At 54.7% G+C, this 26,661-nt stretch carries 24 protein-coding genes; 14 read left to right on the top strand and 10 right to left on the bottom strand.

Annotated features, from left to right (window positions below; all coding sequences use genetic code 11):
- The first annotated feature begins 15 nt into the window (after positions 1-15).
- Both NAI64_RS05390 and NAI64_RS05385 read left to right on the top strand, forming a co-directional pair.
- Positions 16-1,629, top strand: coding sequence for an NAD+ synthase (locus tag NAI64_RS05390; RefSeq protein ID WP_269298542.1), 1,614 nt, complete (start codon positions 16-18; stop codon positions 1,627-1,629).
- A 75-nt stretch (positions 1,630-1,704) separates the two neighbouring features.
- The gene (locus NAI64_RS05385; protein ID WP_269298540.1) at positions 1,705-2,043 is read left to right on the top strand and encodes a P-II family nitrogen regulator; all 339 of its coding nucleotides are present in this window, start codon (positions 1,705-1,707) and stop codon (positions 2,041-2,043) included.
- An 80-nt stretch (positions 2,044-2,123) separates the two neighbouring features.
- On the opposite strand, the gene NAI64_RS05380 is transcribed toward NAI64_RS05385, so the two are convergent.
- The 4 genes from NAI64_RS05380 to trxB form a co-directional block, all read right to left on the bottom strand.
- On the bottom strand, positions 2,124-2,813 hold the full coding sequence (locus tag NAI64_RS05380) for a GNAT family N-acetyltransferase (RefSeq protein WP_269298538.1): 690 nt from the start codon (positions 2,811-2,813) through the stop codon (positions 2,124-2,126).
- The gene (locus tag NAI64_RS05375; RefSeq protein ID WP_269298536.1) at positions 2,800-3,240 is read right to left on the bottom strand and encodes a tetratricopeptide repeat protein; all 441 of its coding nucleotides are present in this window, start codon (positions 3,238-3,240) and stop codon (positions 2,800-2,802) included. The genes NAI64_RS05380 and NAI64_RS05375 overlap by 14 nt, the downstream gene beginning before the upstream one ends.
- 85 nt (positions 3,241-3,325) lie before the next feature.
- Positions 3,326-3,964: a Smr/MutS family protein gene (locus tag NAI64_RS05370; RefSeq protein WP_269298534.1), complete on the bottom strand. Its 639-nt coding sequence runs from the start codon at positions 3,962-3,964 to the stop codon at positions 3,326-3,328.
- Positions 3,965-3,969: 5 nt separating this feature from the next.
- Positions 3,970-4,932: a thioredoxin-disulfide reductase gene (trxB, locus tag NAI64_RS05365; RefSeq protein ID WP_269298532.1), complete on the bottom strand. Its 963-nt coding sequence runs from the start codon at positions 4,930-4,932 to the stop codon at positions 3,970-3,972.
- A gap of 281 nt (positions 4,933-5,213) precedes the next feature.
- Between trxB and NAI64_RS05360 the strand changes: the two genes are divergently transcribed.
- Together NAI64_RS05360 and lolA are read left to right on the top strand one after the other, a co-directional pair.
- Positions 5,214-7,541, top strand: coding sequence for a DNA translocase FtsK (locus NAI64_RS05360; protein ID WP_269298530.1), 2,328 nt, complete (start codon positions 5,214-5,216; stop codon positions 7,539-7,541).
- A 59-nt stretch (positions 7,542-7,600) separates the two neighbouring features.
- Positions 7,601-8,233 carry an outer membrane lipoprotein chaperone LolA gene (gene lolA / locus NAI64_RS05355; RefSeq protein WP_269298528.1) on the top strand — a complete coding sequence of 211 codons (633 nt, stop codon included), beginning with the start codon at positions 7,601-7,603 and terminating at the stop codon, positions 8,231-8,233.
- Positions 8,234-8,263: 30 nt separating this feature from the next.
- On the opposite strand, the gene ispF is transcribed toward lolA, so the two are convergent.
- Positions 8,264-8,776 carry a 2-C-methyl-D-erythritol 2,4-cyclodiphosphate synthase gene (gene ispF, locus NAI64_RS05350; protein ID WP_269298525.1) on the bottom strand — a complete coding sequence of 171 codons (513 nt, stop codon included), beginning with the start codon at positions 8,774-8,776 and terminating at the stop codon, positions 8,264-8,266.
- Positions 8,777-8,793: 17 nt separating this feature from the next.
- Complete coding sequence (ispD, locus tag NAI64_RS05345; protein ID WP_269298523.1) at positions 8,794-9,495, bottom strand: 2-C-methyl-D-erythritol 4-phosphate cytidylyltransferase; 702 nt, start codon at positions 9,493-9,495, stop codon at positions 8,794-8,796.
- Between the two features lie 162 nt (positions 9,496-9,657).
- Here ispD and mfd point away from each other — a divergent pair, with 162 nt between their 5' ends.
- The 3 genes from mfd to NAI64_RS05330 all read left to right on the top strand — a co-directional run bounded on the left by mfd (position 9,658) and on the right by NAI64_RS05330 (position 14,311).
- Complete coding sequence (mfd, locus tag NAI64_RS05340) at positions 9,658-13,110, top strand: transcription-repair coupling factor (RefSeq protein ID WP_269298721.1); 3,453 nt, start codon at positions 9,658-9,660, stop codon at positions 13,108-13,110.
- Between the two features lie 245 nt (positions 13,111-13,355).
- Positions 13,356-13,817: a hypothetical protein gene (locus NAI64_RS05335; protein WP_269298521.1), complete on the top strand. Its 462-nt coding sequence runs from the start codon at positions 13,356-13,358 to the stop codon at positions 13,815-13,817.
- 89 nt (positions 13,818-13,906) lie between these two features.
- Entirely contained in the window at positions 13,907-14,311 is a 405-nt protein-coding gene (locus NAI64_RS05330) for a hypothetical protein (RefSeq protein ID WP_269298519.1), read from the top strand.
- 75 nt (positions 14,312-14,386) lie between these two features.
- Here the strand turns inward: NAI64_RS05330 and ubiT are convergent, their stop codons facing one another.
- From ubiT to ubiU, 3 genes are read right to left on the bottom strand one after another with little or no spacing between them, the layout of a single operon-like run.
- A complete protein-coding gene (ubiT, locus tag NAI64_RS05325) occupies positions 14,387-14,878 on the bottom strand; it encodes a ubiquinone anaerobic biosynthesis accessory factor UbiT (protein WP_269298517.1) in 492 nt (163 codons plus the stop codon).
- Between the two features lie 10 nt (positions 14,879-14,888).
- Complete coding sequence (gene ubiV, locus NAI64_RS05320; protein WP_269298515.1) at positions 14,889-15,776, bottom strand: ubiquinone anaerobic biosynthesis protein UbiV; 888 nt, start codon at positions 15,774-15,776, stop codon at positions 14,889-14,891.
- 22 nt (positions 15,777-15,798) lie between these two features.
- The gene (gene ubiU / locus NAI64_RS05315) at positions 15,799-16,794 is read right to left on the bottom strand and encodes a ubiquinone anaerobic biosynthesis protein UbiU (RefSeq protein ID WP_269298513.1); all 996 of its coding nucleotides are present in this window, start codon (positions 16,792-16,794) and stop codon (positions 15,799-15,801) included.
- 261 nt (positions 16,795-17,055) lie between these two features.
- On the opposite strand from ubiU, the gene NAI64_RS05310 reads away from it, so the two are divergent.
- From NAI64_RS05310 to NAI64_RS05300, 3 genes are read left to right on the top strand one after another with little or no spacing between them, the layout of a single operon-like run.
- Positions 17,056-18,033: an HlyD family secretion protein gene (locus NAI64_RS05310; RefSeq protein ID WP_269298511.1), complete on the top strand. Its 978-nt coding sequence runs from the start codon at positions 17,056-17,058 to the stop codon at positions 18,031-18,033.
- 1 nt (position 18,034) lies between these two features.
- On the top strand, positions 18,035-20,758 hold the full coding sequence (rbbA, locus tag NAI64_RS05305) for a ribosome-associated ATPase/putative transporter RbbA (protein WP_269298508.1): 2,724 nt from the start codon (positions 18,035-18,037) through the stop codon (positions 20,756-20,758).
- Complete coding sequence (locus NAI64_RS05300) at positions 20,759-21,895, top strand: ABC transporter permease (RefSeq protein ID WP_269298507.1); 1,137 nt, start codon at positions 20,759-20,761, stop codon at positions 21,893-21,895.
- Between the two features lie 33 nt (positions 21,896-21,928).
- On the opposite strand, the gene NAI64_RS05295 is transcribed toward NAI64_RS05300, so the two are convergent.
- Positions 21,929-23,080 (bottom strand): MBL fold metallo-hydrolase, encoded by a 1,152-nt coding sequence (locus NAI64_RS05295; protein WP_269298505.1) that lies wholly within the window; start codon positions 23,078-23,080, stop codon positions 21,929-21,931.
- 168 nt (positions 23,081-23,248) lie between these two features.
- Here NAI64_RS05295 and NAI64_RS05290 point away from each other — a divergent pair, with 168 nt between their 5' ends.
- From NAI64_RS05290 to NAI64_RS05275, 4 genes are all read left to right on the top strand, one after another.
- Positions 23,249-23,812, top strand: a complete 564-nt coding sequence (locus NAI64_RS05290) for an NADPH-dependent FMN reductase (RefSeq protein WP_269298503.1) — start codon at positions 23,249-23,251, stop codon at positions 23,810-23,812.
- Positions 23,813-23,845: 33 nt separating this feature from the next.
- A complete protein-coding gene (locus NAI64_RS05285; RefSeq protein ID WP_269298501.1) occupies positions 23,846-24,154 on the top strand; it encodes a DUF1540 domain-containing protein in 309 nt (102 codons plus the stop codon).
- Between the two features lie 339 nt (positions 24,155-24,493).
- Positions 24,494-25,939, top strand: a complete 1,446-nt coding sequence (locus NAI64_RS05280; protein WP_269298499.1) for an APC family permease — start codon at positions 24,494-24,496, stop codon at positions 25,937-25,939.
- Positions 25,940-25,952: 13 nt separating this feature from the next.
- The gene (locus NAI64_RS05275) at positions 25,953-26,573 is read left to right on the top strand and encodes a class I SAM-dependent methyltransferase (protein WP_269298497.1); all 621 of its coding nucleotides are present in this window, start codon (positions 25,953-25,955) and stop codon (positions 26,571-26,573) included.
- The last annotated feature ends 88 nt before the right edge of the window (positions 26,574-26,661 follow it).

The following is a 26,661-nucleotide window of genomic DNA, read 5'->3' as shown; positions in this document are numbered from 1 at the left end:
TTCGGAAACGACATCATGTCTCCCAAAGTCGCCATAGCCCAGATCAACAGTACCGTCGGAGATTTGTCCGGCAACCGCGAGCGCATTGCACGATTCGCCCGGCAAGCGGCCGCACAGGGAGCGGATATCGTGCTGACCCCGGAACTGTCGCTGACCGGTTACCCGCCGGAAGACCTGCTGTTGCAGCATAGCTTCCATTCGGCAACACAACTTGAACTCGACAGACTGAAAAACGAGCTGGCCGATCTCGACAATGTCCATGTGCTGGTCGGTCATCACTGCATCCGCAACGGCCTGTGCTACAACGCCTGTTCCATTCTGGTCAACGGCGCGATCATCGGCACCTATTTCAAGCAGGAACTGCCCAACTACACTGTTTTCGATGAAAAACGCTATTTCACCCCGGGCAATGAACCGCTGGTGTTCGATGTTCGCGGGACACGCTTCGGCGTCGCGATCTGTGAAGACATCTGGTTTCCGGAACCTGCCGAGCGTACCCGTGCGGCAGGCGCCGAAGTGCTGTTGATCATGAACAGTTCTCCATACCATATGGGGAAAATGCACCAGCGTCCCGTCATCGTGCGGCAAAACGTCATCCATCAGGGCATGTCCGCCGTTTATGCCAACCTGGTAGGCGGTCAGGATGAACTGATTTTCGATGGCTGCTCTTTCGCCATGAACCGTGACGGCAAGGTTTGCGTACAACTCAAACAGTGCGATGAAGACATGGAAATCATCGCTTTCGAAAATGGCGATCCCGTCAACGGACGTATGGAAAAACATCCTTCGGTCGAGGAAGAAGTCTACCGTGCACTCGTTCTGGGTGTACGCGACTATGTCGGCAAAAACGGTTTTCCGGGCGTCATCATCGGCCTTTCCGGTGGCGTCGACTCGGCGCTGGTTCTGGCTGTTGCAGTTGATGCGCTGGGGCCGGAAAAAGTACGTGCCGTCATGATGCCTTCGCCTTATACCAGCGATATTTCACGTATCGATGCCAGCGAAATGGCCGCGCGTCTAGGTGTCAGCTATGACGAAATAGCGATTACGGACTGTTTCTCGTCCTTTTTGCAAACGCTTGCGCCGCAATTCTCCGGTATGCCCGAAGATTCGACGGAAGAAAATCTGCAGGCACGTATCCGCGGCACCCTGCTGATGGCGCTGTCCAACAAGTTCGGTTCCATCGTGCTCACGACAGGCAACAAAAGCGAAATGGCAGTTGGCTACTGCACGCTTTACGGTGACATGGCCGGAGGATTCGCCGTCATCAAGGATATATACAAAACACTGGTCTACCGCCTGTGCCGTTACCGCAACACCCTCTCGGACGTCATTCCGGAACGCATGATGACCCGTGCGCCGACCGCCGAACTCAAGCCGAACCAGTTCGACCAGGATACTCTTCCCCCTTACGAGGTGCTCGACGCCATCGTCCGGATGTTCATGGAAGAAAACAAGAGCGTCAATGAAATCATCCGCAACGGATACAGCCAGATCGTGGTGGAACGTATCGTCCGGCTGATGCGGATCAATGAATACAAGCGTCGTCAGGCACCTATCGGCATCCGGATCACACCACGAGGATTCGGTCGCGACTGGCGTTGTCCGATCACGTCCAAATTTCGCGATTGAAACCGGAATGTTTTACAATGCACCGTATTCCGCACGACTGGCGGAATGTTTCTTTTCATCATTACCGGAGCTTGCATGAAAAAAATCACCGCCATCATCAAACCGTTCAAGCTGGATGAAGTGCGAGAAGCCTTGTCCGATGCCAACATCAATGGCCTGACCGTCACGGAAGTCAAGGGATTCGGCCGCCAGAAAGGCCATACCGAACTTTATCGTGGTGCAGAATACGTCGTCGATTTTCTGCCCAAGGTCAAAATCGAAGTCGTGGTGGACGACAGCATGCTGGAACTGGCGATCGAGGCAATTCTCAAATCGGCCAGAACGGGCAAGATCGGTGACGGCAAGATTTTCGTGCAGGATATCGAGCAGGTCATCCGGATCCGCACTGGCGAAACCGGTATCGAAGCGATCTGAATCCGGCTGAACCGGTTCCGCGACGGATGGTTTTGCCCCCTGGCGGGGCGCGCCATCTGCAAAACGTTGCCCAACCTGTATCAGTTCAGACGCTTTCTGAATACACAGGTATCTAGGGCCGGTTTGTCTGAAAGCATGCCGTTTTCAAAGCGTGCCATCATTTCAAAACCGTTTTTTTCGTAATACGACACATGGCAGGTTGCATCTGCCCAGAGATAAAGATTGCTGATACCGTCCTTCCGGCACAACTGTTCCAGATTGTCCAGAAGCCGCCGTCCCGTACCGGAAACACGGCTCATGAACAATCCCATCTGGACATCGTTTCCGGTCATGAAACGTCTGACCGCATGGCTGTTTCTTGCCAGATAATCCCGGTACTGCAAGGCGATTTTCCGTTCTTCCCTTGAAAAACCTGACAAGCCATGCGAAAACCAGGTATCGCAACTGCCGACGTCGGTCTTGCATCCTGCCAGCAAGAAAGCATCCAGTCCACCTTCGTCCACGCACCAGGAATAATGCCGGTTCACATCGTAGTAACGAACCAGATATTCATGAATGAAACGATTGAACGCATCACCGACACCGTCCAGTTCATATGACCATACATCGTAAGCCATTTGTCCCGCCGGAACGATATCCTGTTCGGTAAATTGCCTGATTCCCATTCCCGCACAATCCGCATACCGGTACCGGCAAACCGCCGATTCCTGTCCTTCCGGCAAATACGACCGGAATTCCGCCCCGGCATTCAACCGATTACTGCTTCCCACTTTCGGCCACCAGTTTTTTCGCTTCCGCACGCTGTTGCGGCGTCATGACTTCAAGCATGTTTTTCGCTCCGGTCTGCGACATCCGGTATCCCTGATCGCCCGACAGCGTGTACCACTTGTAGGCCTGTACCGGATCGGCACGCATACCCAATCCGAGTTCATACATTCTGCCCAGCATGTACTGGGCGCGGATATGGCCCTTTTCGGCGGCGCGTTTCATCCACATGCCGCATATCTGGTCATCCTGTTCGATCGTCGTACCGCTGCAATACATTTCCGCGACATCCACCATGGCGTCCACATCACCCTGTTCGGCTTTTGCGGTCAGTTCCGCGACTTTTTCCTGACCTGTCGAACATGCGGCCATCGAACCTGCGACAATCAGCATCAGCGCAGCGGGGAGCGCTTTTTTGAACGAAGAAAGCATGAATACCTCTCAATGGAAAAACGGCGTATCTGCCTGAAAACGGTAACTTTCAAGTATATCGGGACGAAACGGTTTATGCCAGTGCCTAGCGTCCCTTGAGCAGAACGACCACCGCGCCGGAACCGCCATCGGCCGGCTTCGCCTGACAAAAGGCGATGACATCCGAACGCTGCACCAGCCATTTGTGAACCAGTTTTTTCAGCACCGGCTCATTATTGACCGAACCCAGTCCCTTGCCGTGAACGATCCGCACACACCGGATGCCTCGCAATGCAGCCTGTCTGAGAAATTCCACGATCATCTCCCGGGCTTCATCCCGACGCATGCCATGCAAATCGATCTGGTCCTGAATGACCCAGTGCCCCCGACGCAATTTGCGTACGACATCCGGACCGATTCCTTCTTTTGTGTAACTCAGGGCCTCATCCGTTTCCAGCAGACTTTCCACACTGAATTCATCTGAAAGCGATTCACGCAATGCCAGCTTCTCGTCTGCGATACGTTGCACCGGAATCGGGCGTGGCGCCTGAAATACCGGTTCGATCCTGTCGCTGGCATCCAGAGGCGTGACGTCCCCGATACTGCTCAGAAAAAGTTCCCTGTCCGACTGCGCCTGGCGCTCCGCCCTTTTGCGTGCCTCTTCCTGCTTTCTCCGTTCCTCGTTGACCTTCTTCACGGCCTTTTTCAGCGAAGCGAAATCGGAAAGTTTCCTTGACGCCGCCATGATACTCAACGCTCCTGTTGCGCTTCCAGATAACGCTGGACATCCAGTGCAGCCATGCATCCGGAACCTGCGCTGGTAATCGCCTGCCGGTAGGTATAATCCTGAACATCTCCTGCAGCGAACACGCCCGGAATACTGGTGGCGGTCGCCATGCCGTCCTGCCCCATGCGGGTCTTGATATAACCGTTGACCATCTCGAGTTGTCCCTCGAATATGGCGGTATTCGGTTTGTGACCGATAGCGATGAATACACCATGAAGGGCCACATCTTTCGTCGTTCCGTCACTGACGGACTTGACGCGTATGCCGGTCACGCCGGAATCGTCCCCCAGCACCTCATCGACCACAGAGTTGTACAAAATCGAGATTTTTCCGGCTTCGACACGTTCCATCAGCCGTGAAACCAGAATCGGTTCAGCACGAAAGGTATCACGACGGTGAATGAGCGTGACTTTCGACGCGATATTGGAAAGATAAATCGCTTCATCGACCGCTGTATTGCCGCCGCCGACGACTGCCACTTCACGGTTACGGTAGAAAAAACCGTCACAAGTAGCGCATCCCGATACCCCCCGTCCGATATAGGCCTGCTCCGATGGCAATCCCAGATACTGTGCCGACGCACCCGTGGCAATGATGAGCGCATTGCAGGTATATTCCCCCATATCGCCGATCAGCCGGATAGGCTTGGCATTCAGTTCGGCCGTATGAATCTGGTCGAATTCGATCCGTGTTTCGAAACGTTCGGCATGTTCAAGGAAACGCTGCATCAGATCAGGTCCCGGTATGCCCTGTCCGTCCCCTGGCCAGTTTTCGACTTCCGAAGCCGTCATCAGTTGTCCGCCCTGTTGCAGTCCTGTAATCAGAAGCGGTTTGAGATTGGCTCTTGCCGTATAGATCGCTGCGGTATAACCGGCAGGGCCGGATCCCAGAATGATCACATCGGAATGTATCGAAGAAGTTGTCATAGCTTCACCATCGGGAAAAATCGGAATTCGTCTCACAAACCGGCTGTGCGAGACAGGATTGCAACAGGATACTTTTCCGCTCCACAGCCAGTCCCTGTCCCGATTATAGACTAAAGCAAGAAAATAAGATGTCCGCTATCCCGACATACCGAAAGCGGATATGAAATCCCTTCCCCGTTTGTCCCGGAACATTGGGACTTTTTCCAAAGTCGAATACAATAGCCGAATACTGGTCGTTTTCCTGCAAACCGACAGGAAAGAGCTTTTACCGTGACGGATTCATGAACAAAAACACTTCGAGTTATGACAGGAAAAAACCGGATCCGACGCCTGTCGCACCCAGCCGTTCCACGCGTCTTCTGAACGAAGCATGGTGGTTCGTCCTGATTGTCGCCACCATCTATTTTTTCCTGATTTTCCTGACCTTCGACAAGGCAGATCCCGGCTGGTCGCATGCCAGCCAGACGGCCACCATTTCCAATATCGGCGGCCGTATCGGCGCATGGATATCCGATTTGCTGTTTTTCACCTTCGGCATCTCGGCATGGTGGCTGATTCTGTGGATGATCAGAACGATCTGGGCTGGATACCGGCGTATTTCTCGCCTGCTTATGCTTCAGGAAGAACCGGAGCGTTCCTGGCTTCGTGACCGGATTCTCAAAAACGGCGGTTTCGTTCTCCTGCTTGTCTCCAGCTCAGGCATCGAATATCTTCGCATGTACAACACGAAAATAACCCTGCCCGGCATTCCGGGTGGAGTCATCGGCGAAAGCGTAGGCAAAATGGCCCAATACTATCTGGGCTTTACCTGCGGCACCCTGATACTGGTGCTCTTGTGTGCGCTGGGCTTCAGCCTTTTCCTCCAGATGTCCTGGCTGCAACTCGTCGAACGGATCGGCGCTTTTCTCGAAGGCATCTATTTTGCCTTGAAAAAAATCTACACCGTTCGGGAAGACCGCAAGATCGGTCAGGTCGCCACCGTCAGACGCGAAGAAGTCGTGACACAGGAAAAAGCCCGTGCAACCGAAGCGCCGCCCATGCGCATCGAACCGCAAATCACCGATGTCCCGAAATCCGACCGTGCGGAAAAAGAGCGGCAAGTCGTCCTTTTCAACGACTTGCACGACTCCGAATTGCCACCGCTTTCCCTGCTCGATCCGGTTTCCGAACAACAGGAAACCATCAGTGTGGAAACACTGGAATTCACCAGCCGCCTGATCGAGAAAAAACTCTCCGATTTCGGCGTAAGCGTACGAGTGGTAGCCGCCTACCCCGGACCTGTCGTCACACGCTACGAAATCGAACCGGCAACCGGCGTCAAGGGCAGCACGATCGTCAACCTTTCCCGCGATCTCGCACGTTCGCTCTCTCTGGTCTCCATCCGTGTGATCGAAACCATTCCCGGCAAAAACTATATGGCGCTGGAACTGCCGAACGCCAAACGCCAGATTGTCCGGCTGACCGAAATTCTGAGTTCCAAAGTCTACAGTGATGCCGCTTCGAACCTGACGATCGCGCTGGGCAAGGATATCGCCGGCAATCCGGTAGTGGCCGATCTGTCCAGAATGCCGCACCTGCTCGTTGCCGGAACGACCGGCTCGGGCAAATCCGTCTGCATCAATGCGACGATCCTGTCGCTGCTCTACAAGGCCACCCCCGCACAGGTACGACTGATCCTGATCGATCCGAAGATGCTGGAATTGTCCATCTACGAAGGCATTCCCCATCTGCTCGCACCTGTCGTCACCGACATGCGAAAGGCGGGACATGCGCTCGCATGGGCCGTTGCCGAAATGGAAAAACGCTACCGTCTCATGTCGCATCTCGGTGTGCGCAATCTTGCCGGTTACAACAACCGGATCATGGAAGCGGAAAAGAAAGAGGAAAGAATCCCCAACCCGTTCTCCATCACGCCGGATGCTCCGGAACCGCTTGAAACCATGCCGCAAATCGTCATCATCGTCGATGAATTCGCCGATCTGATGATGGTGGTCGGCAAGAAAGTGGAAGAACTCATCGCACGTATCGCGCAAAAAGCGCGTGCCGCCGGTATCCACCTTATTCTGGCAACGCAACGGCCTTCCGTTGATGTCATCACTGGTCTTATCAAAGCCAATATTCCGACGCGTATCGCTTTCCAGGTCAGCAGCAAGATCGATTCACGAACCATTCTTGACCAGATGGGTGCGGAAACCCTGCTTGGACTGGGCGACATGCTTTACCTGCCACCGGGTACCGGTTTGCCGAACCGTGTGCATGGCGCATTCGTATCAGACGATGAAGTCCATCGTGTCGTCTCGTTCCTGAAAGAACATGGCGAAGCCGATTATGTCGAGGGCATACTCGAAGGCGGCACGCTTGACGAAAACGGCGCGATGCCCGGCGAAAACAACGCTGGTGATGGAGAAGCCGACGCGTTGTACGATCAGGCGGTTGCCATCGTGCTGAAAAACCGCCGGGCATCGATCTCGCTCGTCCAGCGCCATCTGCGCATCGGCTACAACCGTGCCGCAAGACTACTGGAACAGATGGAAAGAAGCGGTATCGTCTCGCCCATGCAAAGCAACGGCAATCGTGAAATACTGGTACCGACATCCGGACAGGATTGAATGGCTGTGTCCATACAAACCGCCTGTCGGAAACAATTATCGTTCACTCTGGAATCATTATGCGATCCTGTATCTACAAACTGGCTCAAGCCTTTCTGATTTTGCTGATCGTGCCGGCCTTGGCATACGCTTCGGCCATTGACCAGCTCAAGAATTTTTCGGCCACCGCCCACTCCGCAAAAGGCCAATTCCAGCAGGCGCAAGTCAAATCCGGCGAAAAAATCCGTTTCGCCAACGCGGCTTCCGGCACCTTCCTGTTTTCCCGTCCGGGCAAATTCATCTGGACGTACAACAAGCCCTATGAACAGATCCTGCAAGCCGACGGCATTCGCCTGTACATGTACGACAAGGACCTCAATCAGGTCACGATCAAAAAACTCGGAGACGCACTCGGTTCCAGCCCTGCTGCCATTCTGTTCGGCAGCAACGATTTGGAAAAGAATTTCACACTCAAAAACGCCGCACCGCACCATGGATGCGAATGGGTTGAAATCATCCCGAAAACGCGGGATACACCTTTTGAAAAAATCACGATCGGCATGAAAAACGGCATTCCCGAAGCCATGGAACTGTATGATTCCCTCGGCCAGCTCACACTGGTCAAATTTACGCAATTCGAGAAAAACCCGCCCGTTTCCGCAGGCATGTTCCGTTTCGTCGTGCCCAAGGGTGCCGATGTCTATGAAAACTGATCCTGACAACCTGACGACACGCCCGAACCATCAGTCAGACACGGCGTTTTCTGTATTTTCGCGGTAAAGCAGCACAACCGCTTCGGCTGCAATCCCTTCCTCGCGTCCCAGAAAACCGAGCCGTTCATTGGTTTTCGCCTTGATATTGACTTGAGAAACGGCAATACCGAGATCGGCGGCGATATTGGCTTGCATGAGTGCGATATGCGGCGCCATGCGCGGAGCCTGCGCGATGATCGTGGCATCGAGATTGCCAGCGACATAACCCGCATCGGTCACCAGAACGACCGCCTGCCGCAACAATACCCGTGAATCGACCCCTGCGAAACGGACATCCGTATCGGGAAAATGCCGTCCGATATCGCCCAGTCCTGCTGCACCCAGCAAGGCATCGGTAATCGCATGCAACAACACATCGGCATCGGAATGCCCCAAAAGCCCCCGTGAATGCGCGATTTCGACACCGCCGATCACCAGACGCCGGCCTTCGACCAGCGCATGACAATCATATCCCTGCCCGATTCTGAACGGAAAACCCTTCATTCGCCTTCTCTCTTCTGTCAGTTTCTTCCTGCCGCTTTCAGAAACATTTCCACGAGCGCCAGATCATCCGGACGAGTGATCTTCGTATTGCAGACATGTCCCTGCACCAGTTTCGGTCTGCCTCCCGCTGCCTCGACAGCACTGGCTTCATCGGTCGCCTGCACATGTCGTCGCAAGGCATCCAGCAAAACCGCATAGGGAAACATCTGCGGTGTTTGCGCCAGCCACAGGCCATCGCGCGGAACAGTCTCCACCCTGCCGGCACTCAAACGTTTGACCGTATCGGCAACAGGCAACGCCAGCAACCCGCCGTCCATTCCGTTTCCCGCATCTGCGATCAGACGGGTTACCAGTTCCGGCGTAATACCGGGTCGCGCCGCATCATGCACCAGTATCCAGTCCCGAGGCGCACACTCTGACGAAAGAGCGAGCAAACCGTTGATCACCGTCTCGCGCCGCGTCGATCCGCCACAGCGAAAAAAACGGACACGCCTGTCCATCCTGTCCTGCCATGCCCGAAGAAAACCATCGAGCCACTTGTCCTGCGGGCTTGCAAGCACGCAAATCCGTTCTATCCCGTCACAAACGGCAAACGCTTCCAACACATACTGGAGCACCGGTTTACCCTGTATCTCCAGATATTGTTTCGGCCGGGATGCGCCCATGCGCGTTCCCGTTCCGGCAGCCGGAATCAGGACAAAAAAACGGCGTGATGCCATGTCGGCTTCCGTTACTGGGATCATAGGGCGAGTTTCCGCAAGAAAGGGGCGTCTGGCAAGGCGTGAGACGCTATCATCGTTTATAATGTTATATTTGGTTTTCGTATTGTAATCCGGAACAGGACGAATTGGCCTTTGGCCGATCTCGTCTTTTTTGTATTGATGCCTTTCGATCTCAAGAAATTCCTTCCCCGCCCAGGACAACGTTTCGCATTGCCGCCATTGCACGGCTCCGCCGATGCGCTGGTGCTTGCCCGTGCGGGACATGAGCTGAAATCCCGCCAGCAAATGCTGGTGGTCATCGTCGCCAATGCATCCGACGCCAGACGATTGCTGGAGGAAATTCCATGGTTCGACAGCATTACGGACGATCCACTGCGCTGCCATTTGTTGCCCGACTGGGAAACACTGCCTTACGATTCCTTTTCACCCCATCAGGATCTGGTCTCGCAGCGTCTTGCCACCCTCTATGAAGTACATCACGGACGCTGCGACATCCTGTTGGTACCCGCTTCGACTGCCTTGCTGCGCATCGCCCCTCCTTCTTTTCTCGCGGCACACACTTTCTTTTTCAAACAGAATGAAGTGCTGGATGAAAACAAACTGAAATCCCAGCTGACGATCGCCGGTTACAACCATGTTTCCCAGGTCATGTCGCCGGGAGAATATTCCGTGCGTGGTGGACTGATCGACCTGTTCCCGATGGGATCGAAACTGCCTTACCGCCTCGATCTGTTCGGCGATACCATCGAAACCATCCGCACATTCGATGCCGACACCCAGCGTTCACTGTATCCCGTGAAGGAAATCCGGATGTTGCCAGGACGCGAATTTCCCATGGACGAGTCCTCGCGGGCATTTTTCAGAAGCCGCTGGCGCGAAATATTCGAAGGCGATCCTACCCTGTCCGTCATCTACCGCGACATCGCCAGCGGAATCGCCTCGGCAGGTATCGAATACTACCTGCCACTTTTCTTCGAGGAAACAGCGACCCTTTTCCAGTATCTCCCGGAAAACGCCATTTTCACGTTCATCGGCAACGTCAGCGAAGCCTTCCAGCGATTCTGGGCGGATACCCGTTCGCGCTACGCATTCCTGAAAGCCGACCGCGAACGCCCATTGCTGCCGCCGGAAAAACTGTTTTTGAGCAACGAAGACTTCTTCGTACTGTCCCAGCCCTATGCGCGCTGGGTGATCACATCCGATGATGCCCCTTCGGAACTGTCCTCCCCGATTCCCGACGTCACCGTCAACCGCCGCGCTGACGATCCGCTTGCCAACCTGCGTGCCTATGTGGACAAGACCGACAAGCGTGTACTGATTTGCGCCGAATCGCCCGGACGGCGCGAAACCATGCAGCAGCTGTTCAGCGAATACGCCTTCGACGTGACGGTATGTGAAAATTTCGCCGATTTCGTCACCCATTCAGAAAAAGTGATGCTCACCGTCGCACCGCTCCAGAAAGGGTTTTCCCTCGGCTACATATTCGGCGATCTCACCTTCATCACGGAAACGGAACTGTATGCCAATTCCGGCAGACGGGGCAGCCGCCGCAAGACGGAAGCGAACTTCCATATCGAATCCATCGTCCGTGATTTGTCCGAACTGAAAATCGGCGACCCGGTCGTCCATGCTCATCACGGCATCGGACGCTACCGTGGACTCATCTCCGTCGATCTGGGTGAAGGGGAAACAGAATTTTTGCATCTGCAATACGCGCACGATGCCAAACTCTATGTACCTGTTTCTCAACTGCACGTCATATCCCGCTATGCCGGCACATCGCCTGAAGATGCCCCGTTGCATACCCTCGGTTCCGGCCAGTGGGAAAAAGCGCGCCAGAAAGCCGCACAGAAAATCCATGACACTGCAGCCGAACTGCTCGATCTGTACGCCCGCCGATCCATGCGCAAGGGCTTTGCCTTCCCGCTGACGAAAAACGATTACGAAGCATTCGCCGACAGTTTCGGTTTCGAGGAAACACCGGATCAGGCAGCCGCCATCAACGCCGTTATGGAAGACATGACGTCCGACAAACCCATGGACCGCCTGATCTGCGGCGACGTCGGTTTCGGCAAGACCGAAGTGGCACTGCGTGCCGCGTTCATCGCCGTCATGGGCGGCAAACAGGTCGCATTGCTCGCGCCGACGACACTTCTGGCCGAACAGCATGCCCAGACCTTCCGCGACCGTTTCGCCGACTGGCCCGTCAGAATCTCCGAACTGTCACGCTTCCGAACACAAAAACAGGTCAACCAGACCATCAAGGGGCTGGAAGACGGTTCGGTCGATATCGTGATCGGTACCCACAAGCTGCTCTCCAAAGACGTATCGTTCAAGCGGCTGGGGCTTGTCATCATCGACGAAGAGCATCGCTTCGGCGTTCGGCAGAAAGAAGCCCTGAAAGCCATCCGCGCCGAAGTCGACGTCCTGACACTGACAGCGACACCGATCCCGCGTACGCTGGGCATGGCGCTCGACGGCTTGCGCAGTTTCTCCATCATCGCCACCGCCCCGCAAAAACGGCTGGCGATCAAGACATTCGTCCGGACAGAAAACGACTCCGTCATCCGCGAAGCCTGCATGCGCGAACTCAAGCGTGGCGGACAAGTCTATTTCCTGCACAACGAAGTGGAAACGATCGAAAACCGGCGTATCATGCTGGAAACACTCCTGCCTGAAGCACGAATCGGCGTGGCGCACGGACAAATGCACGAACGTGAACTGGAAAAGGTCATGCGCGATTTCGTCGCACACCGCTACAACATCCTGTTGTGCACGACGATCATCGAAACAGGCATTGACGTTCCCAACGCCAACACCATGATCATGCACCGCGCCGACAAGTTCGGACTGGCGCAATTGCACCAGCTGCGCGGCCGTATCGGACGTTCCCACCATCAGGCCTATGCCTATTTGCTGGTCAACGATACCCAGACCCTCTCGAAACAGGCACAAAGGCGGCTGGAAGCCATCCGCCAGATGGAAGAACTGGGCAGCGGCTTTTTCCTGGCAATGCACGATCTGGAAATCCGTGGCGCCGGCGAAGTGCTGGGCGAGGAACAATCCGGAGAAATGGTCGAAATCGGTTTCCAGATGTATTCCGATATGCTGAAAGAAGCCGTACGGGCAATGAAAAAAGGCGAACAGCCGGATTACGACGCACCGTTCACCACGACCACGGAAATCAATCTCCACACCCCGGCCCTGTTGCCGGGAGATTATTGTCCGGGCGTCAACGAACGCCTGTCGCTGTACAAACGTTTTGCCAACTGTGAAACCACTGAACAGATCAGCGACTTGCAGGAAGAACTGATCGACCGTTTCGGCAAACTGCCAGAAGCGGCCCGCGCACTTGTCGAAACCCACCGGTTACGCCTGCTCGCCAAAACCGCAGGCATCATCAAGATAGACGCCCATACAGAAGCGGCAGTCATGCAATTCCTGCCAAACCCGCCGATAGACGCCATGCGCATTATCGAACTGATCCAGAAAAACAGGCATATCCGTCTGAACGGCCCGGAAAAACTGCGCGTAACCGTCAAAATGCCCGATCTGGAAACCCGTGTCGCACAGATCAAATCGACAATCCGTTCGCTGACGGCACGAAAATAGGCCTTATTGTCCGGCCCGGAATCCGTTTTTTCATACATGCTGCTCCTGGTACCATCGCGATAGCAAAGTACCGTGCCGTATTCCCTGTTTTTCTGGTCGTCAACGAAGTCCCGCCAATCTTGAAGCCGTTTTTCCATAAATATCAACACGACACCCAAATCCTGCGGTTCTAATGAAATCACCGTTACCGGATATGACACCGGAACCCTTTGGCATATCACGCCATTCAAGCAAAGGATCAGAACATGCAAAACAAAGTCGTTGTCATTTACAGAAATGACGAAGTCGCCCGGGCCGCCGTCAACGAATTGCTGGAAGATGGTTTCCCGCTTAACCGGATCTATATCAGTTCAGATGACGATATCGAACAGGTACGGTATTACGACCGTATCGGAGAAAATCACCTGTTGCCTCGACTGGAAAACGATCTCGGCCACTTTTATCGCTCCATCGAGGATATGGACAACGTACCGGAAACGACCGGACTTTATACCCGGGCGCTCAGGGATGGGCATTTCATCGTATCAGTCGATACGGACTCATATCGCGATGCCATGAAGGCCGCAAAAACCATGTGCCGCTTCGAAACACTCGGTATCGGCTCTTTTTCATCCCGTATGGACCACCTGTTCGATACGGAACATCCTCCCCATGTTCCGGCAATATCGGAAAGCGGCGTTTTCGTTTTGGGACAATCCGCTGAATAAAAAGACCGGGTAGTGAAACGACAAGTATCAGGCCAACCACCCTGTAACGGCAAAAACGCCTGCAAGCCGCAAGTTCGGCTTCTGCTGTCATGAAAAAACTGGCCGACAAAACACTGCATACCCTGAAAAAGGCCGGTAAGTCGATCAAGGATCTGCTCGACCATAACAGCCGTTTTGGCGAATTCCACGCAACAGACAACAACACACGAAATGACGAAACGGCATTCCGCAATCACTGGAAAAAACGTTATTTGTCGTCAGGCATTCCATTCGATGACAGTTTGCCTGCATACCGTTATGGTGCGTTGCTGGCCGAAAACGGAAAAAGGATTGCCTCATGTACCTGGGAAGAAGTCGAACCGGTCGCGCAGACAAGCCGGGAACTGAATTATCAGGAAGAACATTCATGGGAAACAAAGCGTGATGCCGTTCGCTTCGGCTGGAATCACGTCATGAACAGCCACACTGGTGAAACCACGCTCCACGACAGATGAAAACCGCACAGCCGTATATCACAGGCACACGGCTGTCGGCATCGGCCTTTCAAACCGGCACCGTTTCATATACGATTATTGCCCGCTCTTGCGATAGCCCGGTATCATGGACAATAACAGGCGTGCCGGCAAATCGCGCGCCAGTTCGAACACATTGAGTTCCATGGCGTCCAGCGTATTCTTCAGCATCAACCCCAATTCGGTATCACCTTCCATGACCAGACGGCGACTGAAAAAAAGCGTATCCGGATCTTCCTGCCGTCGCGACAGCAGATAAAAATCATATGCACTGGCGGAAATGGTCAGATCCGGTTCGACACGATCCCTTCCGGCGACAAAACCACCCTTTGTCCACACAAAATTGAACGAGATACCGGCATCGGCAACCGACAAACGCAACTGCTTCCCTGCCATCATCTCCCTGACATCATCCGGCAATCTGGGCGTAAGAACGGAATTGAGCGCCGCGACAAACAGGAGTGAACCCGGCCATGACGGCAGGCGAGACAACAACCGGCCGACCGGTTTGGGAATGCTGCAAGGGTTCATGTCGCGTGGTTCACTCATTTACGATTGACTATCCATGCCAGGTCATACCAGGTTCACCATACCAGTAACCGTTGCATGGAGAGCCCGGCATCATGTTTTTCATTCGTTCAAGCGCATCGGCAGGAGAAAGCGTTTTTTCCATGACTTGCCGGAACATGTCGACAATACCGCCGGTATGCGACGATTGGGGCGCGACCCGCAACACATCGACCCGCATCTCCTGCATGCGCTGAACTTCCGTGACCAGATTATATACGTTTGCCGATTGTGTCTGAATACCGTTGAAAACGAGAAACGGCAACCCTTCCCGCGTCCTGACTTCCAGTCCGTCAGGATAAGACAGACATTTGAAACCGCAAGCATCCTTTTGCAGGTTGTGATACCGCGCCGTAAAACAGCGTGCCGAAAACGCCAGCGGCAAACGCCCGTAAACAAACACTTCCGTCTGCATACCTTCCGGCATCACACGCTGCATTGCCGCCAGATTCCCGCAACTCATTTCCAGCGGCATGACCCATCTGAACGCCCCCAATCCGGCCAGCATATCCAGCGCGGCCGGATTGTACAGATTCAGGTGTGGCCCTGCAACGAATGGCCGCCGGTTTTCGAGATTGCCGACCGCGCCCATGTCATTGGCTTCCACCGTATAGCGTCCGTTTTCGGCAATACGACGCATGGCCTGCATATGCGCACCGGATTCCAGCAATACCTGTGTGGACCAGACGACTTCCTTTCCGGCAGCTGCAAGACTGTCTGCAAGCGCCAGCCAATCGTCCTCACGCAACTCATGCCGTCTTGCACATACAGTTTCGCCCAGATAAACGATATCGACCGGCATCGCCGCGACTTCGCGGTAAAACGCCGTCATCATGTCTTTCGGCCAGTAATACTGTACCGGTCCCAGTGCCAGTTTCAAAACGCGATTCCTTTCCTGTCAGTCATTTCCATGAACGGTAATAGGCACCCAATGTCTGTTGCTGACCTTCCGACAAACGCGCCAGTGCTTCCGTCCATTGCGGCAGAACCCGATAGCCGGCAGGATCGCGCAGGCAACTGTCGAGCGCTTCACGCCAGACCCGTGTGGCTGCCGCCGTATAGGCCGGGCTGCGCTGCCTGCCTTCGATCTTGATAGCCGAAACTCCCGTTGCCGCCAGGCGCGGCAGCAATTCCAGCGTATTGAGACTGGCCGGTTCCTCGATGGCATAGTAATCCTCGCCATTGACTTCATAACGTCCCTTGCAAATCGTTGGATAACTTGCCTTTTCATGGCCGGCATAGCGGTCGATCAACACACCATTCAGACGGGATTCCAGTCCTTTCGGCGTCGGTTGCCACCGGACGGCTTTGGCAGGCGAGCATACGCCGCGATTGTTGGGCGCCTCTCCGGTCACATAGGACGACAGCGCGCAACGCCCCTCGACCATGACGCACAGACTGCCGAAACCGAACACCTCGATTTCCACATCGGTATTGTTCACGACCGTTTCCACCTGCTCGATCGACAATACCCTCGGCAAGACCACGCGGGCGATATGGAAATGACGTGCATAAAAATTGATAGCGTCATAATTGGTGGCCGACCCCTGCACCGACAAATGCAGACGCAATCCGGGATGTTTGTCGCAGGCATACTGCATGAGTCCGGGATCTGCGACGATCAGTGCATCCACGCCGTGACACGCCGCCCGGTCGACGGCCTGTATCCATACTTCCCATGCGTCCGGCAACGGATAGGTATTCAATGCTAGCAGGACTTTCCGGCCACGGTCATGCGCATAGCCGATGCCTTCCGACAGGGCTTTTTCATCGAAATTCAGTCCGGCGAAATTACGGGCATTGGTCGCGTCCCGGAAACCGAGATACACGCAATCGGCACCGCAATCGACCGCCTGTTTCAGTGCCGGCAAACTGCCGGCAGGACAAACCAGTTCCATGTGTCGTATTCGTGCGAAATTGTCCGGAAACTGAAAAAATTTCCAGAATTGTCAACCGGTCTGCCGTCTTGTGAAGGTATTGTTCCGACAGCTGTACCGTAAATCGGCAATCATATTAACAGAATGCGCGTATGCCGTTGCATGAACCTCTCTGCCGATTACAAATTGAAATGTTACGCAACGGCAGATACCGCTATAATCTGATACAGTGTGGTACAGCATTTGTTTTTGTTCTGCCGTCGATTGCAAGGAGCATTGATCATGTCGGCCATTTTGCGCAACAAGAAACTGATCATCATTATCGTACTGGCCGGTATCGTCGCGGCTGTCGCATGGTATTTTCTGAGACCTGCCGGCACACCGCCGGGACTCGCCTACGGCAACGGTCGTCTGGAAGCAACTGAAACGGCAGTCGCCACCAAGGTACAAGGCAAGCTGATCGAGGTCTATTTCCGTGAAGGCGCCGACCTGAAAACGGGCCAGATCGCAGCACAACTCGACGACGCACAGCTCAAAGCCGATATCCGCGCAGCTGAAGCAGCGGTGGAACAGGCGAAAGAATATGCCAAGGTGGCACGTGAAGACGTCAAAAGCGCGCAAAGCCAGCAACAACTGGCCAGCGTGACCCTGCGACGGACACAGGAACTGATCAAAAAAGGCTTTATCTCGGCCGCCCAGCTGGACAAGGACGTCAACACGATGCGCACTGCCAATGCGACATTGGCCAGCGCACGCAACCGTGTGATACAGGCCGATGCCAGCATCCGCGAAGCAGAGGCACGTGTCGACTCGCTCAAAAGCAATCTGGACGATCTGACCTTGCGCTCGCCTGTGGACGGCCGGATTCTGTACCGTCTGGCCGAACCGGGTGAAGTGCTCTCGGCGGGTGGACGTGTATTTTCGATTCTGGATCTGAACGATGTGTACATGTACATCTATCTGTCCAATCTCGAAGCTGGCAGCGTGGAACTGGGCAGCGAAGCACGGATCATTCTGGATGCGATTCCGGACAATCCGATCCCCTGTACGGTCACTTATGTATCGCCACGCAACCAGTTCACACCGAAGGAAGTCGAAACGCGTGACGAACGCGAAAAATTCATGTTCCGCGTCAAACTTCAGGTCAATCAGGACTGGCTGGCAAGAAATATCGACGTCGCCAAGTCCGGTATGCCGGGCGTAGGCTGGGTCAAAACCGATCCGGATGCCGTCTGGCCTGCCAACATGCAGGTAAAATGATATGGGTACGCTCGTTGCGGCGAAACTCGACCACGTCACGCTACGCTACAAGGCGGTCACTGCGCTTGACGATGTAACACTGTCCATTCCGGGCGGATGCATGGTCGGTCTGATCGGTCCGGACGGGGTCGGAAAATCGTCCATGCTGGCGTTGATTTCCTGCGCACGCAAAATCCAGCAGGGCCATATCGACGTGCTGGGCGAAAATATCGGCGATGCCGCCATTCGTGAAGCCCTCTTGCCACGTATCGCCTATATGCCGCAGGGACTTGGCAAGAATCTGTATCCGACGCTTTCCGTAGCCGAAAACATCGACTTTTTCGCCCGCCTGTTTGGACAGGATCGCGAAGAGCGTTTGCGCCGCATCGACGAACTGACAAAAGCGACCGGTCTGTTTCCGTTCAAGGATCGCCCTGCCGGCAAACTGTCCGGCGGCATGAAACAAAAACTGGGGCTTTGCTGCTCGCTGGTACATGACCCCGACCTGCTCATTCTCGACGAACCGACGACCGGTGTCGATCCACTGTCGCGCCGCCAGTTCTGGGAACTGATCGACTCGATCCGCCAGCGCCGTCCCCACATGAGCGTTCTGGTCGCGACAGCCTACATGGAAGAAGCCGAACAATTCGACTGGCTGGCCGCCATGTACAACGGAAAGGTCATCGCCACGGGGACTGCCGCCGAAATGATGCGGCAAACCGGAAAATCCACGCTGGAACAGGCCTTCATCCAGTTTTTGCCCGAAGAAAAACGCCAGAATTACACGGAACTTGTCATTCCGCCGCTCAAGGAAACACCAAATCAGGCCTGGGCGATCGAGGCGGACGGCCTGACCCAGAAATTCGGCGACTTCGTGGCGGTCGATCATGTCAGTTTCAGAATTCCGCAAGGCGAGATTTTCGGTTTTCTCGGTTCCAACGGCTGCGGCAAAACGACGACGATGAAGATGTTGACCGGTCTGCTTCCGCCGACATCGGGCACAGCCAGAACATTCGGTCGCGAAGTCGATGCCAAAAATACGGAAAGCCGAAAGGATGTAGGCTATATGTCGCAGTCCTTTTCACTGTACGGTGAACTGACGGTCATGCAGAATCTGGACTTGCATGCACGGCTGTTCCATTTACCGCCTGACGAAATGGGACCGCGTATCCAGGAACTGATCGACCGTTTCGGACTGGCACCATATCTGCATGCGACGGCATCCGGACTGCCGCTGGGTATCCGCCAGCGACTTTCGCTGGCAGTGGCGGTTGTGCACAATCCAAAACTGCTGATTCTGGACGAACCGACTTCCGGTGTCGATCCGGTCGCACGCGACGATTTCTGGCGACTCCTGATCGAAATGTCGCGTGAGCAGAATGTGACGATTTTCATATCGACGCACTTCATGAACGAGGCCGAACGCTGTGACCGTATTTCACTGATGAACGCAGGCAAGGTGCTGGCCAGCGGCACGCCAAAAGAACTTCAGGAAAGCAAGCAGGCCGATACGCTGGAACAGGCTTTCATCGAATATCTGGAAGAAGCGACCGGTGCGGAAAAAACGACATTCGAGGATACCTCCGGAATCGAACCGGAAAAACCGCATTCGCAATCTTCCGTTTTCAGTTTGCGGCGTCTTCTGGCATATGCCGCACGAGAAGCGCTCGAGTTGCGCCGCGATCCGATCCGTCTGGGATTCGCCCTGCTCGGCAGTCTGCTGCTGTTTTTCGTGCTGGGCGGCGGTATTTCGATGGATGTCGAGGATCTGCAATTCGCGGTGCTGGACTATGACCAGTCGCCCCAGTCACGCGACTATATCCACAATATTGCCGGATCACGCTATTTTCTGGAACAACCTGCGCTGAAGGACAGCGACGATCTGGAGCGGCGGCTCGAGAGCGGGAAAATCAGTGTCGCGATCGAAATCCCACCGAATTTCGGGCGCGAGCTGCAACAGGGACGACATCCGGAAATCGCGGCCTGGATCGATGGTGCCATGCCGTACCGCGGCGAAACGATTCTGGGCTATATCCGCGGGCTGCATAACAAGTATCTGGAACAATACAACAAGGAAAACAGCGGAACGGACAAACAGGCGCTCGCCACACTGGAAAAACGTTACCGGTACAACCAGGATTTCAAGAGCGTCTATGCCATGGTGCCTGCAATCATTCCGCTGTTGCTGATGCTCATTCCGGCGGTGCTGATGGCGCTGGGTATCGTACGGGAAAAAGAACTTGGTTCCATCACCAATCTTTATGTCACACCAGTGACCAAGCTGGAATTTCTGATCGGCAAGCAACTGCCGTATATCGTCCTGTCGATGATCAGTTATTTCCTGATGGTCGCCAGTGCCGTCTGGTTTTTCGGGGTGTCGGTCAAGGGCAGTTTTCTGGCATTGTCGCTGGGCGCGCTGATTTACGTAACGGCGACGACCGGACTGGGATTGCTGATTTCGTCATTCACCAGTACACAGATTTCAGCCCTTTTCGGCACGGCGATTCTGACGATGTTGCCGACGACGCAGTTTTCCGGTCTGAAAGACCCGATCGGTTCGCTCGAAGGGGGCGCCTACTGGATCGGGCAGTTTTTCCCTGCATCCCATTTCATCATGCTGAGTCGCGGCGTCTTCACCAAGGCGATCACTTTCGCCGATGCGACCGGCCCGTTGCTGACACTGGCCGCGTTCATTCCGGCGTTGACGTTCCTCGCGTGGATATTCTTGCCGAAACAGGAGAAATGAATGTCATCGTTCAAAATCCACCTCAGCAATATCTACCGCCTTGGTCTGAAAGAACTGTATAGCCTGTGGGCGGACAAGGCACTGCTCCTGTTGATCGTCTGGGCATTCACGGCCGGTATTTACAGCGCTGCCAAAGGGGTTTCACAGGAAATCCATAACGCCCCGGTAGCTATCGTCGATCAGGACCAGTCCCAGCTCTCGCACAGGATATCGAACGCCCTGACACCGCCATACTTCAAAAAACCGGATATGATCGAGATGAGTCAGGCCAACGAAGCACTCGACAAAGGCTATTATTCCTTCTCGATCCTCATCCCGCCCGGTTTTCAGCGCGACCTTCAAGCCGGTCGCAGTCCCAATGTCCAGCTCAATATCGACGCCAACGTGATGAGCCAGGCGTTTATCGGTTCCGGCTACATCGAAACCATTTTCAACAACGAGATCAACGAATATTTCAACCGTTCGACCGATACCACGACCGATCCCATCCGGCTGGTCACACATGTCCGTTTCAATCCGAACATGACAGGTTTCTGGTTCGGAGGCGTGATGGAAATCATCAACAATATCAACATGTTGACCATCATTCTGGTGGGAGCTGCCTACATCCGCGAACGGGAACACGGTACGCTGGAGCATTTGCTGGCGATGCCGCTGGGTCCGACGGAAATCATGCTTTCAAAAATCTGGGCCAACGGTTTCGCGGTACTGCTGGCGGCAACATTCGCACTGATTTTCATCGTCAAGTTCGCCTTGCAGGTACCGATCGCCGGCTCCATCACCCTGTTCATTGCCGCGTCAGTCGTCTATCTGTTCTCGGCAGCCTCTATCGGGATTTTTCTGGGAACGATCGCACGCTCGATGCCGCAACTGGGATTGCTGATCTTCCTGACGATCATTCCGTTGCAAATGCTCTCGGGCGGCGCGACTCCTCAGGAAAGTATGCCGGTATGGGTACAAAACGTCATGAAACTGGCTCCGACGACCTATTTCGTCCGGCTGGCGAAAGCCATTCTGTATCGGGGTGCCGATTTCAGTATCGTCTGGCCCGATTTTCTGGCGATTGTCGTGATCGGGCTGGTATTCTTTTTCATCGCACTGGGGCGTTTCAGGAAATCCATCGTACAAGGCAGCTGACCGGCCACTACCTGCCGGCCAGCCCCACCCGGTTTACTGATATTCCACCGGAATCCAGGTATATTTTCCATTGCCCTCCGCAACCACATACCCAAGTCCGGGGAATGGCAAGTGCATCCCGGCAACCATTTCCCGTTTCGCAGCGACATCCTTGAGCAAGGCCTGCCGTGTCCTGACCGCAGCAACTGCATCAGAATCGTATTCGATCGCGACTTCCGGATGGCTGAACTGGATGACATGACTGTGGACGATATCCCCCCAGACCAGAAGCGACTGGCCGTCTGACGTGATTTCAAACGCGGTATGGCCCGGTGTATGCCCGTAAGCGGCAACAGCACGGATGCCCGGCACGATTTCCGCACCACCTTCTATCGCTTTCCATTTTTCCGTCATCAGATAAGGCACAGCCGATTCGCGCGCCATTTTGAAGAAAATCTGGCGTTCGACAGGCGCCGCGGCAGCCTGCTGCTCGGAAAGCCAGTATTCGTTTTCCATCCGGTTGGCATACACCGTGGCATTGGGAAAAACGGCCCGTCCTTCCATATCGCTCAGCCCGCCGGTATGATCACCGTGCAAATGGGTCATGATGACGATATCGACCTGTTCTGGCTGATATCCTGCGGCTTTCAGGTTGGCGAGAATACGCCCCTGACGATCTTCGCTGAACAGTTTCCCGGCACCTGCGTCAATCAGGACCAGGTGATCACCCGTATGTACCAGATAGGCATTGATCGGCGACTGGATACCGGTAGCGCGGCCATAGTGGTGCGACAGCGCCTTGTCGATTGCCGCCTTGTCCATGTTTTTCAACAGTTCCGAATGAAAATCCAGGGTACCGTCGAACAATGCCGTCACTTCGAACTGGCCGACCTTCACCCGATAATAGCCCGGGACCTGAACTCCGACCATCGCCGGTATCTGCGGCTGCACGATTTCCGGCACTGCCGTCCCGTCCGCCGCTACCTGGCCGGCCTGTACAGCTGCCTGTCCTGCAGGCATCTGCCCCGCAGGTGTCGTCTGCACGGCGGCCTGTCCTGACCCAGCCGGCCGTACTGTCGCGGAAGCGGCTGTTTTTGCGGGTACTGGTACCGGACTCTTCGCCATGGCGAGCGGACACACACCCAGCGATGCGATGATCAGCCCAAGCGCCAGTTTCCGGCAACCGGGTATCCATTTTTCCTGCATAGTCACTCTCCCTGATAAAGATGGCTTTGATTGTATTGATCAGCATTTATTATCCGGCAATTCGGCCCGTGTTTGCGCAAACAGAAAACCCTGCCGGCAAAAAAAACGTAATCTGATGCTGTCTTCATCGTCAACCCGCTTTTTTCTTCATGAAAAGAAAGGCACACCATGTTCAGGCTGGCTATCATCATCGGCAGTACCCGTCCACACCGAAACGGTGAAGCGGTCGCCAAATGGATTTTCGACATCGCGCGGCAACACAGACACACCGATGCTGAACTGGTCGATATCCGGGATTACCATCTTCCCCTGCTCGATGAACCGCAACCGGCTTCGTCCGGCCAGTACTGCCATGCCCATACACGCGCATGGTCCGAAAAGATCGCATCTTTCGACGGTTTCGTATTCGTCACACCGGAATACAACCATGCACCGCCAGCTGCGCTCAAAAACGCGCTCGATTACCTCTTTCACGAATGGAACAACAAATCTGCCGGATTCGTCAGTTACGGCGCCATGGGCGGCGTGCGCGCCGTACAGGAATTGCGCCATATCATGGGTGCGTTCATGATCGCGGATGTCCGTACCCAGGTCACGCTTTCCCTGTTCACGGATTTTGAAAAAATGTCCGTTTTCAAACCCGATCCGCGTCATGAAAAAACGGTCAACACCATGCTGGATCAAATCGTCGCATGGGGAACTGCCCTCAAGCCGTTGCGTCAAAACGACTGAATTCCCGAAACCTTGTCTTTACCGGAGAACATCATGAAACATATCCAGATCATCATGCCCGAAGTCAAACACTGCACTGCGAAATCCTGCGGTTTCAACCGCGATTCCGGTTGCCATGCGCGCGCCATCACTGTCGGCAATCCTGAAGCCCCAGGATGCGACACCTTTTTCGCCGTAGCCGATACATCGGAACACGCCAAATCGACAGGACGTACCTCAGGCGTAGGCGCCTGCAAGGTCTCCGAATGCCGGTTCAATGAAGATTATGAATGCATGGCCGGCGAAGTCACACTCGCTTACAGCAAAAATCAGGCACATTGCCAGACATATCTTCACCGCTAACGCCATATAAAATGCTGCCCGTGGCGTATCCTGCACGATCCGGGCAGTTTTCCGCCAAAGACGTCACACGGCAAAATGTATCCTGCCGGGAAAAAGATACACTCTACCATCTGTCCCGTCCGCTCTCTCATCCCTTTCTACACAGGCTCTCCGCTATATCTGCCCCGCCTGCCCGATAAAACGAACCTTTCTCATCGGCTTGCCATCCTCGCCCGTTTTTTCCATGCATGGGCAATGCCATCCGGCCCTTTTCTGATTTCATACCAGCCAGACACTTTGTGAACACACAGTGTTTCTCTACAATAATGCCTGCCAGTCATAATCGGAAACCAGGAACCCATGTCCCCAGCGTCAGACAATAGGCCTACGGCATCGAACGAAGCAGGCAAACCGCGCCGGATTTTACGCCTGCACCAAGCCGTTACCCTGATCGTGGGACTGGTCATCGGCGCCGGCATTTTCAAGACCCCTGCCGTCGTCGCCAACCTGACCGGTGAAACGGGCGCAATGTTTTCCGCATGGATACTGGGCGGCCTTGTTTCACTGGTCGGCGCGCTGTGTTACGCCGAACTCGCCTGCGCCTATCCCGACGCTGGCGGCGATTACCACTTTCTGCAAAAAGCCTACGGACGTTCGGTTTCCTTCCTGTTCGGCTGGGCCCGCCTGTCGGTCATCACCACCGGTTCCATCGCACTGCTCGCTTTCGTATTCGGCGACTACATGAACCGTATCGTTCCGCTGGATATCGCCGGTATCGTTTCCGGCCCGTTTCTGTATGCCATCGCCGTCATTCTCGTCCTCTCATGGCTCAATATCCGCAATATCCGTACCGGCATGACAACACAGTCGCTTTTCACCGGCCTTCAGGTATTGTGCCTTGTACTGATCGTCGCAACTGCGCTTTACCTGCTTGCATCCGGCACATCCGAACCTGTCACCCATACGCCACCTGTCGAACCATCAGGCACTTCACCGTTTTTTTCCGCAAATTTCGGACTGGCGATGGTATTCGTCCTGCTGACTTTCGGCGGCTGGAACGAAGCGGCCTATATCAGCGCCGAAATCCGCGACGGCCATCGCAACATGGTCAGGGCACTTGTTTTTTCCATCGCCATCATCACCGCACTGTATCTGCTGGTGACATGGGCATACTGGCAGGGACTGGGATTTGCCGGCATGGCGGCCTCTGCTGCCATCGCAGCCGACCTGATGCAAATGGCTTTTGGCGGCACCGCACGCAAAATCATTTCCCTGATGGTCGCCATCTCCACACTGACTTCCATCAACGCCACCATCATCGTCGGTGCACGGACAAGTTACGCGATGGGCCGCGACTGGCATGTCCTGCGCAAACTCGGTGTCTGGGACGCACGACGCGACACCCCGGTCAACGCTCTGTATATACAATGTCTGGCTTCTCTGGCGCTGGTCATACTGGGTACCCTGATCGGCAGCGGATTCAAATCGATGGTCGAATTCACCGCACCGGTATTCTGGCTGTTTTTCCTGCTTTCCGGCATTTCCCTTTTCGTACTCCGAATGCGCGATCCACACACCCCAAGACCTTTCAGGGTACCTTTCTATCCGGTACTGCCCCTGATTTTTTGTCTGACGTGCTGCTATATGTTATGGTCTAGCCTGTCCTATGTGTACGACCAGTCGCTCGGCGGAATCAATGCCGCATGGATCGGCGTCGCCGTCCTCTTGCCGGGACTGGTTTTCCTGTGGATCATCAACCGGATGGATACTGACAAAAATCAGACCGAAACACCTGCCGATACCTGACAGAGACTTTTTCATGAATTCAAAGAAAAAAACCCGCCTCACTTTTGCAGCCTTTATCCTCGTCGCACTGCTCACACCGGTTTTCGTCGTCATCTGTGCCAAATCCCAGTTCGGCCTTGACGAAATGATGGGACCCGAACTCGACGCAGGCTTCATCACGACATGGCCGGAAACCGTGGACGGTATGCTCAAACTGGCGGAAATCAACGAAAACGATCTCGTTTACGATCTGGGATGCGGCGATGGCCGTATCGTAATCGCCGCCGCAAGGGATTACGGCGCACGCGGTATCGGCATCGATCTGAACCCGAAACGCATCGAGGAAGCCAATGCCAATGCAAAAGCCGCGAAAGTGGAACATCTCGTCCAGTTCCGGCTTGGCAATTTCTACAAGGTGGATTTTTCAGACGCGACAGTCGTAGCACTTTATTTGCCGCAAACCATCAACTACGAATTGCGTCCCATCCTCTGGAAACAACTCAAGGTCGGTTCAAAAGTCGTTTCCAACGAATCGGACATGGGACCGGAATGGCCGGCCGAAAAAATCGAACAAGTCGGCACCAAAACCGTTTACCTCTGGACGATCACCGAAGCGGAAAAACGCAAGGCAGCATCCATCCCCGATCCCGAATAACCATGCCAGCTGGCCGCTGCAACCGGCCGCTTGTCCGGCCAGCGTGATCATCGCATTGCATTTGCCGGATACAGTCCGGCAAATGCAA

This window comes from Oxalobacter paeniformigenes, assembly GCF_027158465.1.
Taxonomy (GTDB): Bacteria; Pseudomonadota; Gammaproteobacteria; order Burkholderiales; family Burkholderiaceae_D; genus Oxalobacter; species Oxalobacter paeniformigenes.
Note: the sequence above shows the minus strand (reverse complement) of the source record. Positions and strands in the feature narration are given on the sequence as shown.

Bases quoted from the DNA above. Each gene is read 5' to 3' on its own strand.
- ubiU (WP_269298513.1), bottom strand. From the start codon at position 16,794: ATGGAACTGGTTTGTCCTGCCGGCAGTTTGCCGGCACTGAAACAGGCG.
- rbbA (WP_269298508.1), top strand. From the start codon at position 18,035: ATGGGTACGCTCGTTGCGGCGAAACTCGACCACGTCACGCTACGCTAC.
- ispF (WP_269298525.1), bottom strand. From the start codon at position 8,776: ATGAAGGGTTTTCCGTTCAGAATCGGGCAGGGATATGATTGTCATGCG.
- ispD (WP_269298523.1), bottom strand. From the start codon at position 9,495: ATGGCATCACGCCGTTTTTTTGTCCTGATTCCGGCTGCCGGAACGGGA.
- NAI64_RS05390 (WP_269298542.1), top strand. From the start codon at position 16: ATGTCTCCCAAAGTCGCCATAGCCCAGATCAACAGTACCGTCGGAGAT.
- NAI64_RS05275 (WP_269298497.1), top strand. From the start codon at position 25,953: ATGAATTCAAAGAAAAAAACCCGCCTCACTTTTGCAGCCTTTATCCTC.
- NAI64_RS05290 (WP_269298503.1), top strand. From the start codon at position 23,249: ATGTTCAGGCTGGCTATCATCATCGGCAGTACCCGTCCACACCGAAAC.
- trxB (WP_269298532.1), bottom strand. From the start codon at position 4,932: ATGACAACTTCTTCGATACATTCCGATGTGATCATTCTGGGATCCGGC.
- NAI64_RS05335 (WP_269298521.1), top strand. From the start codon at position 13,356: ATGCAAAACAAAGTCGTTGTCATTTACAGAAATGACGAAGTCGCCCGG.
- ubiT (WP_269298517.1), bottom strand. From the start codon at position 14,878: ATGAGTGAACCACGCGACATGAACCCTTGCAGCATTCCCAAACCGGTC.
- NAI64_RS05285 (WP_269298501.1), top strand. From the start codon at position 23,846: ATGAAACATATCCAGATCATCATGCCCGAAGTCAAACACTGCACTGCG.
- NAI64_RS05370 (WP_269298534.1), bottom strand. From the start codon at position 3,964: ATGGCGGCGTCAAGGAAACTTTCCGATTTCGCTTCGCTGAAAAAGGCC.
- NAI64_RS05310 (WP_269298511.1), top strand. From the start codon at position 17,056: ATGTCGGCCATTTTGCGCAACAAGAAACTGATCATCATTATCGTACTG.
- NAI64_RS05385 (WP_269298540.1), top strand. From the start codon at position 1,705: ATGAAAAAAATCACCGCCATCATCAAACCGTTCAAGCTGGATGAAGTG.
- NAI64_RS05360 (WP_269298530.1), top strand. From the start codon at position 5,214: ATGAACAAAAACACTTCGAGTTATGACAGGAAAAAACCGGATCCGACG.
- NAI64_RS05295 (WP_269298505.1), bottom strand. From the start codon at position 23,080: ATGCAGGAAAAATGGATACCCGGTTGCCGGAAACTGGCGCTTGGGCTG.
- mfd (WP_269298721.1), top strand. From the start codon at position 9,658: ATGCCTTTCGATCTCAAGAAATTCCTTCCCCGCCCAGGACAACGTTTC.
- NAI64_RS05280 (WP_269298499.1), top strand. From the start codon at position 24,494: ATGTCCCCAGCGTCAGACAATAGGCCTACGGCATCGAACGAAGCAGGC.
- NAI64_RS05300 (WP_269298507.1), top strand. From the start codon at position 20,759: ATGTCATCGTTCAAAATCCACCTCAGCAATATCTACCGCCTTGGTCTG.
- lolA (WP_269298528.1), top strand. From the start codon at position 7,601: ATGCGATCCTGTATCTACAAACTGGCTCAAGCCTTTCTGATTTTGCTG.
- NAI64_RS05375 (WP_269298536.1), bottom strand. From the start codon at position 3,240: ATGCTTTCTTCGTTCAAAAAAGCGCTCCCCGCTGCGCTGATGCTGATT.
- NAI64_RS05330 (WP_269298519.1), top strand. From the start codon at position 13,907: ATGAAAAAACTGGCCGACAAAACACTGCATACCCTGAAAAAGGCCGGT.